Source organism: Streptococcus sp. 959 (assembly GCF_013277075.1).
In the GTDB taxonomy this organism is placed as follows: domain Bacteria; phylum Bacillota; class Bacilli; order Lactobacillales; family Streptococcaceae; genus Streptococcus; species Streptococcus pseudopneumoniae_C.
This window is the reverse complement of record NZ_VMMF01000006.1, coordinates 31,095-49,103: the sequence shown is the minus strand read 5'-3', so window position 1 is coordinate 49,103 and position 18,009 is coordinate 31,095. Positions and strand designations below refer to the sequence as shown.

The following is an 18,009-nucleotide window of genomic DNA, read 5'->3' as shown; positions in this document are numbered from 1 at the left end:
AAAAATTCACTTATTTCATATTACATTTAGCATGAAATGAAATAAGCGAATTCTACTTTGTTTACATACAATTAAAAATCAATTCCTAAGGATGTTTCAAATAACTGTGTAAGAGGCATAATTTCACCATTTCTTAGTTTTTCAATGCTAAATTACATAGTAATCAGAGATCCATTAAAAATCTCTAATTTCCTCATCGTAAAAAAATGACAATAAGATACTTATTGATTTCAATTCATTAACAGAATACGAACTAGACAAGTGGGTTCGTCTCCTTAACAAACACTTCCAAGCGTTTACTTTCCTCATTCAGTCATCGTAATCTACAACTTACATCATCAGATAAGTCATACTCACCATTTATAATAGGTAGAATATGTTGTTTTTCTTCTTCAGTCTTCTCTTCAATAAGCAAATTTTTAAAAATTACTGCCATTGTTCTCACCTCACTTCGATGGTTAAAGTGTCGTTACTTTATTCTATCAAACATAAGGCGCAAAAACAAGCCATAATCCGATAGGATAGCGATCCCCTCTACTATAAGAAATTCAATACAAAAGCTATAATTTTTATATCAGCGTTGTTTAATAATATTTCATTCTGACAGATCTTCTTTTATCTTTGTCGTTGATATTTCTTTTGTTCTAGGCAAATAAACTACTTCAACACCTTCTTCTTCAAGATAATCAAATTTACCTTTCCAATCATCACCCATTACAAAAGTATCAATATGGTACTCTTTAACATCTAACTTTTTCTGTTCCCAACTAGTTTCAGGAATCACTAAATCGACATATCGAATAGCTTCTACTAAATTTTTTCTATGTTCATAATTAAAGTAACATACTTTATTCTTTTCTTTTAAATTAAACTCATCACTTGAAACAACTACAATCAAATAATCACCTAGTTGTTTAGCTCGTTTTAAAAGATTTATATGACCATAATGCAATAAATCAAATGTTCCGTATGTTATAACTCTTTTCATTCCAGGAACTCCTTTTTTATCATTCAAAAAATTCTAATTATTTTAATCGACGACCCTATTGTTTTTTATTTTTTCTTCAATCCAATCAGCACACATTACAGAGGATTTGCCTCTATCAAAACGAACATCTTCTAATTCATAAAGACGAACTTTTTCATCATATTTACTTCTTTCAAAATCTCTAATAATTTCTATCAACTCATTGTTATGATACGCTCTTGGAAATGGTAATTTATAAAAATTATTATCCAGGGGTCTATCGTTCACATACCTTTGATAATCTGGTAAATACAGAAACACTGGACGATTTAATAACATAAAATCAATCGAAGATGACGAATAATCCGTAATCATTACATCTGCACTCATCATCAAATCCTGAGGATTTGAGTAGGTTGACACATTTATACAGTTTGTATCCTGTAAATTTATAAAACTAAAATCAACAGTTGGGTGAAAACGAACTAATATTTTTACATTTTTTCTAAATTTGTTTTGAAAAGCATGTATTAGTTTCGAGTAATCTAAATTATAAGCATCCAACGATCCATCATCTCTGAACGTCGGCATATACAAAACCACCAGTTCGTCTAAATCAATATCAAACAATCTTCTAAATTTTATGTTTGTAGTTTTGATTTTTTCACTTTTAAAAAAATCATCATTTCGAGGTAATCCAAATTCAAGAAACTCCACATCCTCTGTCAGCCAAAAATTATTTTGCATACCCAAAGTTTGCAAGTACCGACTTGATACGATACCGTCTGTAATCTTTCCATCATACTTCGCCATTCTGAGATAAGTTTTTTTTAGGCTCTCTGCAACACTTTTTTCAATTAACTTTACCCCATCTGAGCCATGCCAAGTTTGAAGATAAATCTGTCCTTTACGCTTCCAAGGTCGATCAGAACAACGAATATTATCTACCCAAACTCTAGCTGTTAACCATTCGTAGAAAGAACGATAACTTCCATATTTTTCTACACGAACACCTTTTGGGACAGAAATTTCTCTATCTTTTGATATCCATACAAGATCTAGATTATTTTCTCGAGAGACAAGTTCTTCAAGTATATACTTGGGATTATCTCCCAAACCTCTACCACCAAAATTATCAAACACTATTTTATTAGACTGAATAGGCAATAAATTCAATGGTAATGTAAAGACTTTTTTTAATAAATTTTTTATATAAAATTTCATATTATATTTTGTTTTTCTTTTATGCAACAACGACTGATTATATCGACTATATAGTTGAAAATAATACTCATAATAACACATGCTAAAAATATCAAGAAAGTTCCAATTTTATAAGCAATTCCATCTCTAACGTATGTTTTAAATAATAAAATCACAAATTGATGACTAATATAAATAAACGTCGCATTTTTTTTAGCAATATTGACAGCAAAATCTAGCGTCCAGAGTTGAGGATATTTAATCGAAAAGACCATAAGCATACAAGATATTATCACCGAACTTACATAAAGTTCAAAATTTGCTCCTAAAAAGGTATATTCAATCAGAGTTAGAAATCCTGAAATCATGAAAAATAAAGGTACAGCAAATCGAGCTAATACTTTGTAAAACACTCCAATTTGGCCCAAAAAACCAAAATGTATAGCAATCACACTAAATGTTGCCCAAACTTTTAGAATATATAACGTTTCATTCTCTCTCTTTTTAATCCTCGCATCTGTCTTCATAAATACACCTATATTCTGATTTTTTAATAAAATTAGTAGTTACTACTTACACATTAAAAATTTTTAAAATCTAAATTTTCCAATTCTGTATCCGAATTAGTTAAAGAAAAGAGCAGTAGGTTTAGAATCCATAAAAAATTATGATAAATCGAAATATTGTCCGTAAACCATATCAGCATCTGAAACATTGTCAAGACAAAATATATGAATGATTCTTTATGACCAATTTTTACAAATATGCGTTTAGCATTTCTATAAAGGAGAGTATAAAAATAAATAGATAATCCTACAAATCCTATCTCAATGTAAGATTTCAAAATATCATTATGAATCCCCATTGATCCTGTAAGACCATTGATATTTAAAGTCATCCAATTATTATCCATCCATTTTGATGCAAAACCTACCCCTCTCCCCATAAATATAGGTGTAAAGCTATAGGTTGATTCAATTCCCTTCCATAAATCTGTTCTAGCCATCGAATTGATATTATGTTCTTGGATAAATGTATATATAAAACCAGATTTAATACTATAAACATAAAGGAATATTCCTGTTATAAATACTAAGGAAAAGGCATTTAATAAACTTAAAATTTTTCGTTCTTTCCCTAGTTTGCTCACTTTTTTATAATACCAATAAATTACTAAAAATACTGGTATGATAATTAACACACTCAAAAATACGATTCGTTTAAGACTTAAAAAGAGAATAATAAGAGCTATTAAGATCTTACGAAATACTGCAGAAAAACTATTTTCTTTTATAAAATATTGATACAGATAGTACAGAATAAAGAGAGCTGTAATTGGTGCTACCTCATGCATTTCTAGCACCGAACCATTGAAACTAACATCTGTTAACATCAAAATAAATTGACTAAGTCCTCCTTGACTATAGGCAACAATGATACTAGTTAAGTAACTAAGTGATATTGCTGTAAAAGTGTAATCTACTACTTTTTGTCCAAAAAATTGAAAAACAACCATAGCTTGAAAGATAGCTAATAAGCCAAAAATAGTCATACTTGACAATCTACTAAAATACCCACTAAATTGAACTGGATTCATTAGATGTAATAAAACTGAGTAAAAGAAGAGAACAATTGTTGGCATAGCTAATATCTTAGCAAGATATAATAATTTTTTATTAACAAAAATAACCTTTCCGAGACTTACTAATAATAAAATGAATAATACAATAATCAAAATACCAATATAATATTTTGTCATGTATGTTACAGGATACAGATGTTGTCTATCTGTAGCTAATTCTAAATACACTAACAATATATACAATATCGCGATTGGGTTAAATTTAAATTTCACTATTACTTCCTTTTAAATAAATGAGTACGTTCTAAAAAATTTGTTCGTAAACCAATAATTACCCTGTTTTTTGAAGAAAAGATGTACAAAATCAATAAACTAATATAAATAAAAGCTCCGACTATAATTTCAATAATAAGTGTAAGTAGCGATGTAGGTAAAATACTTGAAATAAGAATTAAGACCATATACATTACTGAACCAATAAGAAATAATATCCCAGCATTTATCAGATATTCTCTGATATGTAAATAATTTCTAGCGATCCACGTTTGATAGCAACATAGAACTAACTCTGCAACAATTGTTCCTATAACAGCTCCCATTGCTCCTATCTTCGGAATCAAAATAATATTAATCAAAATATTAACAACGGCTCCATAAAGCAAAGATACCGTATATTCCTTGTCAAAACTTCGTGGAATTAAAAACTGAGTTCGGATGACATTTCCAAAAGCCGAAAATACTAAAGCCGGTGTCATTCCTGCAATAATTTGGCTACTTGTCCTAAATTCTTCACCCCAATAAACAGGAGCAAAGGTTGCAGAAACTCCTGCTAAACCGAAAGCACAGCCCATTGTAATCACTAAAACGATCCACATCGTTTTATCAACATATTCTAAACTTTTTTGTTCATCACCTATACTCAGTAAATGTACTGTTCGAGGCAACATTACAGCTCCAAAGGCTTGAATCAGAGCTTTTGGAATACTAATGATCTTATCTGAATTCTCATAAAAAGCAGTTTCCTTCAAACTACTATACATTCCAAGCATTATTTTATCTAGAAACGAAAAAATACTAACCGCTAAGACGGGGAAAAATAAAATAATAATAGGTTTCATGTGTTTCTTTATTTTTCCAAGACTAGGGCGCACAAAGTTTACTTGTTTTAACAAAAATGGCCATGTAATCAACTGACCAAGCAGGGTACTCCCTGCCATTATAAAGGTATATAAATAGATATCATTAGGGCTTTTTACAAATGTAAAGATAGATATTAAAGTCAATAATTTAACAAATGAATTCCTAGCAACTGTAATACGAAACTCTTCAAGACCATAAAAAAACCAACTAACATCTGTTGCATACGATAAAACATGTAATACTTGGATATAGGCTACAATCTGAAAACTATTCACAAATACTGTTGCATAAATCAAATATGAGACGGTCATAACTAGTGAACACGTTAACTGAACCGCGTAAATATTCGAAAATTCCTGATTCAAATGTTCTCTACTTGTTCGTACCTGTGCTATTGTCCGATTCCCATAATTAGAAATCCCCAACATGGACAGAATCATAAAGTAAAAAGCAATAGAATAGGTAAAAGAATAAACTCCAATTTGCTCTGCACCTAACACACGCGCTAAGTAAGGTGAGGTAATAAACGGTACTATTACAGCTAAGATCTGATATAAGACATTGTAAACAATGTTTTTCTTTAAACTAGGCAAGATTCTCCCCTCTACTGATTCAGTAAGTAACTGTACAAGCTCTCAGATTTATCATTGTAATTTTTTTTATAATTTAATTTATGAAAATCAGAAATTTGACATAATTGCTGGTAACGTTCCTTTGAAAAATCATTATTTAATTCATCAACCATTATATGTGGTGCTGCGTTCGTATAGGTGGGTACAGACTGCCAAACATCCGAATAATGTTCAGCTACAATCGTGAACAGCAAATGAAAAACAAAATAATGTATTGCAATATTCTCTCTACACCAATATTCTACTAGCAACTTCTTCACAGATAGTATTAAAGGGTGATTTGCTGTTGAAGCAATCATCCAGCTTGATGATGAAATATTTTCTTCGATTGAAGATAGACTCTTATACATAAAAAATGGATTTTTTTCAATTAATTCCTTAATTGTACTACCAGTGCAATAAACTGTGGCATCTAACCAAATACCTCCATATTTAGATAAAATCTCAACACGCAAAACATCTGAAAAATTTGCGTTATTTATGATACCTTTATTCCACTTATACAAAATTTCTTCAGGAATTGTTACATACTGTTGAATAGTCTGAGCCGTTAATACTGTAATTTTATAATCTGGAAATTCTCTTTTAACAGACTTATAACATGATTTCACCAAATCTGGAGCATTCTCCATACCTTGAAACCAGCAAATCCAGATTTGCTTGGGAACTTTTTCTGATAAGTATGATTTATCAAAAGGGTTTGAAATTAAAGAACCGTATTTCTTTTTTAGTATTCTGTAGGCCCTATCTTCAAGTTGCACTTCTCGAATAGCCTTACTCCGAATCCACCACAAGGGCCAACGGTTACGTAAGGCGTGAATAACAACAGGAAAAAACGTTCCATTTTTTAAAGATAGTTTTAATTTTTCTATATTCATCGCCATAAAATCTATACACTCCGATTCCGATATTTTAATAAGGTTAAAGCTAAAAGCAACATCGACATATTATACTTAGCTAATACACAGATCAAACGTTTAGGAAAAGGTAAACGATGGATTGGATAGTGATACAAAACTGCTTTTGAGATAGGATCCTTACAAATCTGTCTAATTCTTTGCAAGCATTTATGAATTCTAGAACTTTTATATAAGGATTCCTGAAAAATACATAAACGAATATTAGCAATTAAAATTCTCTCGATTCTTTCTTCCAAAATTTCTTGATTAGGTAATCCCTTAACTCTTTTTAATTGCTCGTTATACAAGATTTTATCCAACTCAAATCGATCTTCTTTATATTTCATACTTAAAGAACCAAAGTTTTCACGATAGTAGTATAAAATATCTGGGATAACAAGGGCGGATGTTGCTAATTTTAAACAATCAATTTGAAAAATAGCATCTTCTGAAATGAATTCTCTTTCCGAATGAAATAATAGCCCTTTATCCTTAAACAAAGAACGTTTATATACCCCTTTCCACACTGAAACACCTATCTTTCCATCTCCAATAAATTCTGGTGGTGAAGATATTACATCTGGTAAAAGTTCTGTGAAAATTGAATCATTTTTATAAAAAATGGAATCTAGGCTCTGATCAAGTGGTCCTATAATATTTCCTTTATTATCCACTCGATAAAAATTTTCACTATAAATCACGTCTGCATTAAAACGTTGTAAGTATGTATCATAAATTTCAAGCATCTCATATGAGACATAATCATCCGAATCAACAAAGACAATATAATCTCCTGTACAATTTTCAATACCTGTGTTACGTGCAAAACCAAGACCTTCATTGGTTTTATGTATTACTTTTATCCGATGATCTTTTTTCCCCCATTCTTCACAAAGACTTCCAGATGTGTCAGTAGAACCATCGTTTACCAAGATAAGTTCAAAATCTTTAAAAGACTGATTTACAAGAGTATTTAAACATTGAGATAAATAATTCTCTACATTATAAACTGGAACAACTACACTAAATGTAGGCATAAATTCTCTTCCTTTCAGAAATAGTTAAACACTATCTATAGGCCAGTATTCTAGCTGGTACTCCACCTATGATAACATTATCTGGAAACTGCTTAGTGACAACAGCATTCGCTCCAACAACACAACCTGAACCAATGCTGGACCCATCCAAAAAAACAGCTCCAGCACCAATCCAACAATTATGTCCTACTGATATTCCCTTTCGAGATACACCTTGTTCAACAATAAGTTTATTTAAATCACTATAATTATGATTTTCAGCATGAAAACGAACATTCTGACCTGCGATAACATTATCACCAATTGTGATACCTCCAGCAGAACCAAATAAACTATATTCTGAAAAAGATGAGTTCTTACCAACTTTCAAGCCAATCCCCATATTTTTTATAGATCCTGTTCCAATAATTTGAGAATAATCTCCAATCTTCACATTATCTGCAAAATGGATTCCTTCTTTCGACAGTGCATCTATAGACACCTTTTTACCAATTCGAACATTTTTCCCAACAAATAATTTACGCTTTGCTAAGATAGAAACTCCTTGTCCAATGAATAAACGCTTCCCCTTTTGACCAAATCCGATTCCACGTACAAATCCACGAAAGAGTCCAAAACCATAGTTCATACCTCTTTGTAGTATATACGCCATGGGTACATCAGGGTGAATGTCTACTGCTTTTCCAGTAATCTTTTTTATTAAGCTCTCAACTATCATTTATCACTCTTTCATAATACTGAATCACTTCTTTCGAGTGTTCATCTATAGTTTTTAATTTTGTATTTTCTATATCATTTTCTATAACTTTAACTACTAAGTCATTCTGATTTTTAAAAACATGTGTTTCTGGAAGTAAGTCTTTTGATCCAACATTTTCACTCACAAAAACATTTACCCCATAGGATAATGCTTCTACTGTTATCAATCCAAATGTCTCCTTCCACTTACTTGGAACAATAAGAATATCAATATTTTCATAGACACTATCAATCGTTTCCTTGGTAAAATATCCTTTTTGTTCAATGAATGAAGGACATTCTTCATTTGGAAAGTGACCATAAGTTGCAACTTCGTATAACTCTAGGTCTAAAGTTTTAGCAAACTCAATAAAATCAAAATATCCTTTATATTCTTCATCTGGACCAATATAAGCAACTCTAATTTTATTATTTGTAGTTGTTAATCTCTGATGAGGTTTAATTGAACTATTCGTTATAGATAATACTGTACTCTGAGTTGGTTTAATTTCATTTTGCTCATATACATTCTTTGTTAGACTACTATTAAACAAATAACCATCTATTAAGTGAAACATCTCATTATAATAGTGTCGAAGTTCACTATAATTCTTTTCCTCAAATATTTCTCGAATAACTAGATTATTTTTTGATTTTGGATTTTTTCCCAATAGTTTCAAAAACTTACGAATAGTTGGATAAAATGGAACTTGAAAGAATCGCAACTTTTCTACACTTAAGGCATTAGAAGACATGATATTCCAAGCCAAGTTTGTATTATTATCACTATAATCCACCCCATTAAAATAGAAATGAGGTACGGGCGCTAATCCATAATAATCATGGCTCGTAAAAACAACTCTAATATTCATGTTTTTAGCAATTTCGATGAATTCTTTATGCAATCCCATAAACGAATGAATATGGATAATGTCGGGTTGTACTTCTTCTAAAAAAGTACTATAAACATTTTTGTCACAAGGGGTCATGAAAGCAATTGGACTGGATATTCCCCCAAATAGAGCCAAAGGTAAGCTATTAAGCAGTTCGTAACACTCAAACTGTCTTGATGATACCTTCTTTATTCCTACTTTTTTCGAAAGTAACCGAATATTACCCGGATATAGGGCAGTCACTTGATGACCTTGAGCAATTTGCTCTAGTATTAAATCCTCAGCATATTTAACCAAGCCACCTGTTCGCTGGGGTTGAAATCCTAAAGTATAATGTAATATTTTCATTTTTTAAATAAATTCTCGTAGTCTGTAACAATCCTTTCCCAAGTGAAAGCATCCGCAATTCTCTGATTTGATTGTCTATCTAACTCATCAATCATTTTTTCATCAAATTGTTCAACTTCCTCAATCACTTGTGATAGTTCGTCTTTTTTCCAATAGATCGCACTTTGCTCCCCAACTTCGCGATTAAAACCAACATCGAGTAGTAAATTTAACTTTGTTGATGCTAATGCTTCCAGTAGCGAAGGGTTTGTCCCCCCCACTTCATGCCCATGGAAGTAAGCAAAGGCATTCTCACGAATATACTTCAGAAGTTCTTGGTCGTAGACTGTCCCTACAAATTTTACTCGTGGATCTTTATCAAAACCAGTTTTTGCCAACAACTGATTATAAAATTTATTCTGCTCTACATTTGTAATTAAAACAAAGTCCTTCTTAGAGTTAGAAGCCAAAAAGCCACGAATCATAGATTCATAGTTATTCTCTGGAACAAATCGTCCTACAACTAGATAATACTCGTTCTCAGAAACATTCTTCTCTTTGAACCAAGAACGTACTTTTTCGTCACTACTCTTTAATATGGAGCGTGTTGTATCAGTCCCATAAGCGATATAGGTTGTCTTAGGTTGATACTGTTTATAATCTTCTTGGATATATTTTTCAATATTCTTACTATCACACACTAAAAGATCTGCATGTTTGACCATAAGACCTTCGGAAATTTTCCAATAACGACGAACTGGAGCGCTCCACTTAGCTCGTAACCACTCGTGACCATCTGGATTAACTAGAAGAGTCCCACCTATCGCTTGGATTTTTTTCTTAATTCCATGGATGAACGGACCGATTCGACAAGCTAATATATAGAAGATTGGAGCTTCATCCTTATTTTCTTTAGCAATTTCAATCGCTTTATTAATTGCTGCTATATCATATGCTATGGCTCGCGCTGGACCAATATTGGGAACATCGACGTTATAACAGATAGCACCATTATGTTCAAAAACATCTTCAGTAATCCCTGATTTTGCAGAGTTTTCACGCATACAAGCCACATAATATTGGATAGCCTTATCTTGTTGAAAGGCTGTTAATTTTTCAACAAAAGTTTCAAATCCTCCATACTTAGCAGGAATTCCTTTTGAACCAATGATATAAACTGACTTTTTCATTTCTCTCCTAATATGATGGACGTGCAGAAATCACTTCGCTCCATCTCTCATAAATACAACTTTAACAGTTTTCAACAAAATTTCAATATCTTTCCAGATTGTCCAATTATCAATATAAGCCACATCTAATTTTACAACATCGTCAAAATCGGTTATTTTACTACGACCACTAACCTGCCATAAGCCTGTAATACCAGGTTTAAAGCTGAGTCGACGTTTCTGTTCTGGAGTATACTGATCATACTCGTCTACTGTCGGTGGACGCGTCCCCACCAAACTCATATCTCCTATAAAGACATTCCAAAATTGTGGCAATTCATCCAAACTGGTTTTACGAATAAAGTGACCAATTTTTGTAACACGAGGATCATTGTCCATCTTAAACATACCACCTTGCATCGTGTTTTGATCCATCAACTGTTCTTTGATAGCTTCAGCATCGATCCGCATCGAACGGAATTTATAAAAGGTAAAATGTCGACCATTTTTCCCTATACGAGTTTGAGCAAAAATAGCTGGTCCGCCATCTTTACGAATCAATGGAACTAAAACTAGACTAGCTATACCAAAAAGAATAAGGCCGATAGTGGCAGCACAAATATCGAGAATTCTCTTTGAAATCACATGACTAGTTTTATAAAAATTTGTAGAGAAAGTGACTACATTCAATCCTGCCATCTCATGAATTTGTTTATTTCGACCCAAATTCTTATCAAATGCATTAAGATTGACAGTTATATCTATCCCCATTGTCTCAAACTTAGAGATAATTTCTCCAATATCGTAGCTCTCTCCCGGAAGATTGATAAACACCTCATCCACAACTTCATGCGTTGCAAATTCAATAATTTTTTCCTTTTCAATCACAGGTATTTGATCATGTTGAAAATCAGATTTATCCAAAACACTTACTGCTACCAAGTTCCATGAAAGTTCATCAGAATCTAGCAATTTATCAAGAACTTTTTCTATATTTTTCGTTACTGTTAACAGTAAAATTTTCTTGCTATTTTTTAGATTAAAAAACACATGCTTCCAATATTTCTTTATTAAGAAATTCAACAAGTATAAGGATATTCCTTCTAAAGTTAAGAAGTATACCATTCCTCTTCTAGAGATACTAAACCGTTCCTCTATAAAAAAGTTTAATACACTTATAGCTATTGCAAAGAAAAAAATATATCTTATAGTACTATTAAACTCAACTAGGTACCCTCTTTTAAAAAAATTGTTACCATAGGAACTAAAATAAAATACAAAAAAGTGGAGAAGGTATAGTATAACCATCGAAGAACGTTCAATTTCTGTCTCTCTAACAAAGCTAAGAAAATAAACCAATAAAATGACAATAATACTCTGTAATACTGCCAGAAAAATTTTCAATCCTTTTTCATCCATAAAATCTTCCCCAGGTTATTTTTTACCATAATTACCATAACCACCGTAAGAGCCATATTTTTCACGTTGAATATCAAATTTATTGAGAACGACACCTAAAAATGGTTTTCCTGTTTGTTCTAACTGGCTTTTCGCTTTTTGTACTTCTCTTCGTTTTGCAACTCCTGCCTCTACAACTAAAATAGATGCATCGCATTTTTGTACAACAATAGCTGCATCGATTACAACTCCAATTGGCGCTGTATCAACAATAATATAGTCAAAATATTTACGTAAGGTTTCAATCATAATTCCAAAGTTGTCACTTTGAAGAAGAGCTGTTGGATTAGGAGAAGCCACTCCTGACTCGATGACAAACAAATTGTCAACATTTGTCTCACAAAGCCCATTTGACAAATCCTGAGTTCCAGCCAGATAGTCTGTCAAGCCTGTAATTCTTTCTCTTGACTTAAATACTCCTGACATAACTGAGTTCCGGATATCTGCATCAATCAAAAGAGTCTTATAGCCTGCACGTGCAAAAACCCAAGCAATATTAGTAGAAGTTGTAGATTTTCCTTCACTAGAATCAACTGAGGTGACCACAATAACCTTCAAGTCATTGCCGCTCAATTGTACATTTGTTCGTAAAGCATTATAGTACTCTTCTGCTTTTTTTACAGAGTTAAGTTTCTGTTGTGATAGTTCTAACTTTGCCATCTCTTCTCCCTTACTTTACTTTATCCAGATTTGGAATAATTCCAAGGAGTGGAATCTCCATAACATCTTCTATATCTTCTGGACGTTTTACACGGTCATCAGATAGTTCAATTAATAGCACTACTACAATCACTAAGCCTGCTCCAAGTCCTGCTCCAATCACAGTATTACGACGAATATTTGGCGAAGACGGTGATATCGCCGGTCTTGCCTCCTCCAGTGTTGTCACATCAGAAACACGAGTAATACTGATAATTTTTTGAGCAGCTACTTCCCTCAAAGAGTTAGCGATACGGCTTGCCTCTTCAGGAACTCGATCATTAACTGAAATAGAAACAATACGGGTATCAACTGGTACTGTCACTTTAATTTTATTAGCCAAACCTTTTGGCGTCAAATCTAGTTTCAAATCAGAAACAACTTTCTCCAAAACATCCTGCGATAGGATAATTTCACGATAGTCTTTAACCAAGTACGATCCTGCCTGCAAGTCTTGATTTGTTAAACCAGACTTCTCTCCTTGATTACGGTTAACTACATAAATCCGAGTCGTACTAGTAAACTCAGGTTTGATAACAAAAGTACTGTAGGCAAAAGCAACTGAAGAAGTTATAATTGCCACTAATAAAATGACTAACTTTCTTTTCCATAAAGTTCTGAATAGTTGAAATACATCGATTTCCAAAGTGTTTTGATCTTTCATATTTTCTCCTAAATTAATTGATCCATTATAATTTTTCTGGGATTTTCTACAAAAAGTTCCTTCGCTTTTTTCGCTCCATATTTCTTAGCAATGATATCGTATGCCTGTTCCATATATGGAGGTCTACTGTCTAAATTGTGCATGTCACTTGCAACTACATGAACTAAATCACGTTCCAAAAAATACCGAGCTCTCTTTTTCATAAATTTATATCTTTCACCAAAGAGCTTAGGTTTTAAAACATGATAACTATTTATCTGAGTATAGCAACCCATATCAATCAGTTCACGAACGCGTTTTTCATTATTCTCTAAAGCATCATAACGTTCAATATGAGCAATTACTGGTGTGATTCCCAACATCAAAATATTACTCAATCCCGTATGAATCTCACGATAGGGAGTATGCATGCTAAACTCAATCAAAGCATAACGGCTATCATTAAGGGTAGGAATTTCTTTTTTTTCTAGCTTTTCTAGAACATCCGAAGTATAGTATATCTCTGCTCCATAAGCAATGACTAAATCATCTGCTACTTCTTTTGCAATTTCACGAACCTTAATAAAATTTGTTGCAATTTTTTCTTCTGGAGTTTCAAACATTCCTTTTCGACGATGTGAAGTAGACACAATCATTCGAACCCCTTGATTATAAGCTTCTCTTAAAAGTGCCTTGCTATCCTCTATCGACTTTGGCCCATCATCTACATCAAAAACGATATGCGAATGGATGTCTATCATTTCATCTACCCTCCATCACATCCTGTATAGCTGCCTTGACTGTAGCTAAACTACTATCATCTATTTCCATCATATAGAGACTACTGTCTGGCATTGCATAAGAAGGAAGATCCATCCGACCTGTCCCTTTTAAATCTTGAGAATTTACTTTATAATTTCCTCCACTTTCCAACTGAGTATTCACTAGATCCATCATAGTCTCAATCGGCATATTTGTTTGAAGAGAATCCTGCAATCCTTGAAGAATACTACTATAATTTTTCAAGGCCTCTGTAGAAGTTAACTTCTGAATAATTGCTACAATAACCTTTTGTTGGTTGCGACCACGGTCACGATCTCCATCGGCTAGTGAGTAGCGTTCACGCACAAAACCTAGAGCTTGCTCAGAGTCTAGATGGACATTTCCCACTGGAAAATGGAACTTCCCATGTAGAGCTGAAAACTCTTGATCGTTATGAACATCTACCCCTCCCAACAAGTCAATCAATTTCAAAAATGAGGTAAAATTCAAACGAACATAATAATTAATATCTACTCCATAAAGGTTCTCTAAGGTATGAATAGATGAATCAACCCCGTATATACCAGCATGAGTCAATTTATCCTTTTGATTGTTTCCACCATCAGCAATAGGAACATATGAATCTCGTGGAGTTGTTGTAAGAAGGATTCTCTTCGTATCCCTATTGACCGTCATCAGGATATTGACATCTGAGCGTGAAACTGAACTAATGGCACCGTAAGTATCAATACCACTGACATAGATATTAAAGAAGCGATCTTTAGATACCTTAGGGGTCTCAACATCCTTGGTCATTTTTTTAGTGTAAATTTTCTTAATTTTAGAAGCATAGTCTGGATACTCTGCCTCAATAATATTCTCAAATACACTATTTAAGACAATAGCTTTGGCTTCTCCAGAAATCAAACTTTTATAAGTTGACAAGTAAGAAGTACTTTTATCAACCGTCAAATCCTTATTTTGACTCGTCTTAATATCAGCTATTAACTTTTGAATATTCTCATTATCCGTATCTGTTGGCCCCATAACACTAGATAATTGGGCAACATTATTGATATCGCTATCCTTTAAAACTACAACACTGAGAGAATACTCTGAATAATTTGAAGTTGCATTAATATGACTTGTAAATCCTACAAATTGTTGCAGAGCAAATACAGAAACTGAACTCACTAACACAGCAAGTGTTAAAAAGAAAATCGTGAACTTTTCTGCTTTTTTATAGATTATTAGTAGTGTAGCACTGACAGCAACCACCAAAGCAAAAACTGCGACCACTATATTAACGTGCCTGAAAGCAAGTATATTGTACTTAAAGATTAAGAACAATAAAAAACCAACTAACAATAAATAAATAGTCAACAAGACTATATTAACACTTCGCTTCACTTTCTGTGAACGTGATTTTTTAAAACGTCTACTCATGATTAACACCTATATATTTAATATTCCTATTATATCACTTTTTTAATATAAATTCTACAATTAACACTTTTATAGATAATCTTTGATCCAGGTTTTTCGTGTCTCATAAAATTTTAATTCCTACTCGAAAGTAGAAGTACTATAGTATTTTTGTAGTAGTATTATTTGATATCAACATCATATATCAGTGTTTCTAAACTCTTTTCTATAAATAAAAAAGTATAATCACACAAAAGTCTGATACTCAATGAAAATAAAAGAAGAAACTAGGAAGCTAGCTTCATGTTGCTCAAAACACTGTTTTAAGGTTGCAGATAGAGCTGATGCGCTTTGGAAAAATTTTCGAAGAGTATGAACTGCAATATACAAAAAACAGCCCTATCAAGATGGCTTTATAAAAACCATCCAATAGAACTGCTCGTTATTATTTAACATGCTTTTCTGCTTCTTTTTGAGCTTTTTCAATTGCTTTTTTGCTCTCTTGCTCCCATTTAGTCTTGGCTTCTTCATACTGTTTAGTCGTAACTGTATCTTTTTGCAGTTTCATGTACTTATAATTATTTCCATCACCCTTGATACCAACCAATGAATAACCTCTTGTAAATGGTGTCACTTTAGTTACAAAAGCTGTCCCACCATTTGACATAGCTGACATAATGAGAGAGCTATCGATCATCCAAGCTTGAGCTTCAGCGTATTTTTCATAACGCTTCGCTACATCTTTGTTTTCACTATCCGCTTCCTTAAGCATTTTAGTGTAAGTATCCAAACCTAAGCTAGCAATTTTTGCTTTATCTTCCTTGGCATCTAGACCAAAAATCTTGAGGTAGAATCCATCCTCTGCATTGAAAGGATTGAGATAAGTTGATGGATCTTGGTAATCACCTACCCAGCCATCAAAGTTCAAATCGTAGTCTCGATCAGCTGGCGTTGGTGCTAAGAAGGCTACGTTATTAAAATCATCTGTTGACAGTTGCTGAACATCAATGACAATATTATCAGCACCCAAAACTGATTCAAGAGTCTGTTTAACAGAGTTCATACCTGTCACAGCATTTTTATTCGTCTGATCAACCGCCACATCCAAGTGAATAGGGAAGGTCACACCTTGACTTGCCAATTCTTTTTTAGCTTCCGTAAATTTTGCTTGGGCTTTTTCTTTGTTGAAATAAGCATCCTGCGCATCTGCTAGGTTCATACCTGCCCACTCTGTTCCATAGTTGACCAATTTAGAAGCGACTACTTCTCCAAAGGTTTTATCTCCAACTTGGACAAATGTTGGAGGCACCAAGGTGTTACGAAGAGTCTTGCTAGCTGCTTCTTCCCCATTTGACTGGGCAGAATAGGCTGTGCGGTCCAGGGCAAAGTTCACTGCTTGGCGGAAGTTTTTGTTCAAGACAGCTGTCTCAGTTGACTTCTTCTGATCATCTGTCGTTTTAGCAGTATGATTGTAAGCCTTACGATTGACGTTGAAATTGAAATACCAAGAAGTCTTGTCCTGCAAGCTATAGACGATATTATCTTTATATTTCTCCTTGGTCTTGGCAAAGTTTGAACTATTTGGATAAACCCCAGCGATAGAATAGGCTCCACTTTCAAAGTTACGGATGGTCAATTCTTGGTCTGAGCCATCAAAATAAGCCAATTTCACGTGTTCAATTGATACTTTGTCATGATCATAGTAATGCGGATTTTTCACATACTCAATAGATGATTTTGATGTGAAATCTTTTAACAAGTAAGGTCCACTGTAGAGAATACTATCTGGAGATAGGGTACCAAAATCCTTCCCTTTTGAGTTTAGAAACTCTTCGTTTACTGGGAAAAGAATACTGTTCGTTGTTTTTGAATTCCAGTAAGGCTCTGGGCGTGTCAAAGTATACTCAACAGTCTGGTCATCAATGGCCTTAACCCCAACCTTAGAAAAGTCAGAATCCGCTCCTGTAATATAATCATTCAAGCCCTTGATTGAGTTTTGAATCAAGTCAATGGCCTGTGATTTATTATCCACTGCGTACTTGATACCTGTCACAAAATCCTGTGCCTTGACTGGAGCGTATTCTTCACCGTCAGCTGTGAACCATTTGGCATCTTTTCTCAATTTGTAGGTATAAGTTAGACCGTCGCTTGAAACAGACCAGTCTTCTGCCAAAGATGGAACTAGGTTTCCGTGATTGTCATTTTCAAGCAAACCATCAACTAGATTGGTAATGATGGCTGTATTATCAGCGTAGTAGTCTAATAGATAGTTAAAAGTAGTTGGATTTCCACTAAAGGTTGATGAGTAAGTTTTTGTATCTGAACCTGATTGTCCGCAAGCAGCTAAAAGCAAGGCAGCCGCAAAAGTCAGACCTGCACTAAGGACACGCTTTTTTGTCTTCATCTTCTTTCTCCTTTATGTTAGTTTTTATAAC

The 18,009-nt window shown here is 33.2% G+C and carries 17 protein-coding genes; all 17 read right to left on the bottom strand.

The window, feature by feature from the left end; all coding sequences use genetic code 11:
- Window positions 1–313 precede the first annotated feature (313 nt).
- Window positions 314–436, bottom strand: a complete 123-nt coding sequence (locus tag HT717_RS10025; RefSeq protein ID WP_257960162.1) for a hypothetical protein — start codon at window positions 434–436, stop codon at window positions 314–316.
- Window positions 437–595: 159 nt separating this feature from the next.
- Window positions 596–988, bottom strand: coding sequence for a glycerol-3-phosphate cytidylyltransferase (gene tagD / locus HT717_RS02140; RefSeq protein ID WP_033680698.1), 393 nt, complete (start codon window positions 986–988; stop codon window positions 596–598).
- 42 nt (window positions 989–1,030) lie between these two features.
- On the bottom strand, window positions 1,031–2,191 hold the full coding sequence (locus tag HT717_RS02135; RefSeq protein WP_033680699.1) for a CDP-glycerol glycerophosphotransferase family protein: 1,161 nt from the start codon (window positions 2,189–2,191) through the stop codon (window positions 1,031–1,033).
- Window positions 2,188–2,697 carry a hypothetical protein gene (locus tag HT717_RS02130; protein WP_033680700.1) on the bottom strand — a complete coding sequence of 170 codons (510 nt, stop codon included), beginning with the start codon at window positions 2,695–2,697 and terminating at the stop codon, window positions 2,188–2,190. The genes HT717_RS02135 and HT717_RS02130 overlap by 4 nt, the downstream gene beginning before the upstream one ends.
- Before the next feature lie 53 nt (window positions 2,698–2,750).
- Entirely contained in the window at window positions 2,751–4,025 is a 1,275-nt protein-coding gene (locus HT717_RS02125; RefSeq protein ID WP_101785386.1) for an O-antigen ligase family protein, read from the bottom strand.
- A 2-nt stretch (window positions 4,026–4,027) separates the two neighbouring features.
- Window positions 4,028–5,485: an oligosaccharide flippase family protein gene (locus HT717_RS02120; RefSeq protein ID WP_033680702.1), complete on the bottom strand. Its 1,458-nt coding sequence runs from the start codon at window positions 5,483–5,485 to the stop codon at window positions 4,028–4,030.
- Window positions 5,486–5,496: 11 nt separating this feature from the next.
- A complete protein-coding gene (locus HT717_RS02115) occupies window positions 5,497–6,408 on the bottom strand; it encodes a capsular polysaccharide synthesis protein (protein WP_101785388.1) in 912 nt (303 codons plus the stop codon).
- 5 nt (window positions 6,409–6,413) lie between these two features.
- Entirely contained in the window at window positions 6,414–7,460 is a 1,047-nt protein-coding gene (locus HT717_RS02110; RefSeq protein ID WP_173304272.1) for a glycosyltransferase family 2 protein, read from the bottom strand.
- A gap of 31 nt (window positions 7,461–7,491) precedes the next feature.
- A complete protein-coding gene (locus HT717_RS02105) occupies window positions 7,492–8,178 on the bottom strand; it encodes an acyltransferase (protein ID WP_033680704.1) in 687 nt (228 codons plus the stop codon).
- Window positions 8,168–9,439, bottom strand: coding sequence for a glycosyltransferase family 4 protein (locus HT717_RS02100; RefSeq protein ID WP_033680705.1), 1,272 nt, complete (start codon window positions 9,437–9,439; stop codon window positions 8,168–8,170). The genes HT717_RS02105 and HT717_RS02100 overlap by 11 nt, the downstream gene beginning before the upstream one ends.
- Window positions 9,436–10,608, bottom strand: a complete 1,173-nt coding sequence (locus HT717_RS02095; RefSeq protein ID WP_033680706.1) for a glycosyltransferase family 1 protein — start codon at window positions 10,606–10,608, stop codon at window positions 9,436–9,438. Before HT717_RS02095 ends, HT717_RS02100 begins: the two co-directional genes overlap by 4 nt.
- 30 nt (window positions 10,609–10,638) lie before the next feature.
- Complete coding sequence (locus tag HT717_RS02090; RefSeq protein WP_173304270.1) at window positions 10,639–12,006, bottom strand: sugar transferase; 1,368 nt, start codon at window positions 12,004–12,006, stop codon at window positions 10,639–10,641.
- A gap of 15 nt (window positions 12,007–12,021) precedes the next feature.
- A complete protein-coding gene (locus HT717_RS02085; protein WP_173304268.1) occupies window positions 12,022–12,705 on the bottom strand; it encodes a tyrosine-protein kinase in 684 nt (227 codons plus the stop codon).
- A gap of 10 nt (window positions 12,706–12,715) precedes the next feature.
- On the bottom strand, window positions 12,716–13,408 hold the full coding sequence (cpsC, locus tag HT717_RS02080) for a capsular polysaccharide biosynthesis protein CpsC (protein WP_173304266.1): 693 nt from the start codon (window positions 13,406–13,408) through the stop codon (window positions 12,716–12,718).
- An 8-nt stretch (window positions 13,409–13,416) separates the two neighbouring features.
- Complete coding sequence (gene cps4B, locus HT717_RS02075; protein ID WP_000565324.1) at window positions 13,417–14,148, bottom strand: capsular polysaccharide biosynthesis protein Cps4B; 732 nt, start codon at window positions 14,146–14,148, stop codon at window positions 13,417–13,419.
- Window position 14,149: 1 nt separating this feature from the next.
- The gene (locus HT717_RS02070; RefSeq protein WP_153226301.1) at window positions 14,150–15,595 is read right to left on the bottom strand and encodes an LCP family protein; all 1,446 of its coding nucleotides are present in this window, start codon (window positions 15,593–15,595) and stop codon (window positions 14,150–14,152) included.
- Window positions 15,596–16,019: 424 nt separating this feature from the next.
- Window positions 16,020–17,978 (bottom strand): peptide ABC transporter substrate-binding protein, encoded by a 1,959-nt coding sequence (locus tag HT717_RS02065; RefSeq protein ID WP_049539456.1) that lies wholly within the window; start codon window positions 17,976–17,978, stop codon window positions 16,020–16,022.
- Between the last annotated feature and the right edge of the window lie 31 nt (window positions 17,979–18,009).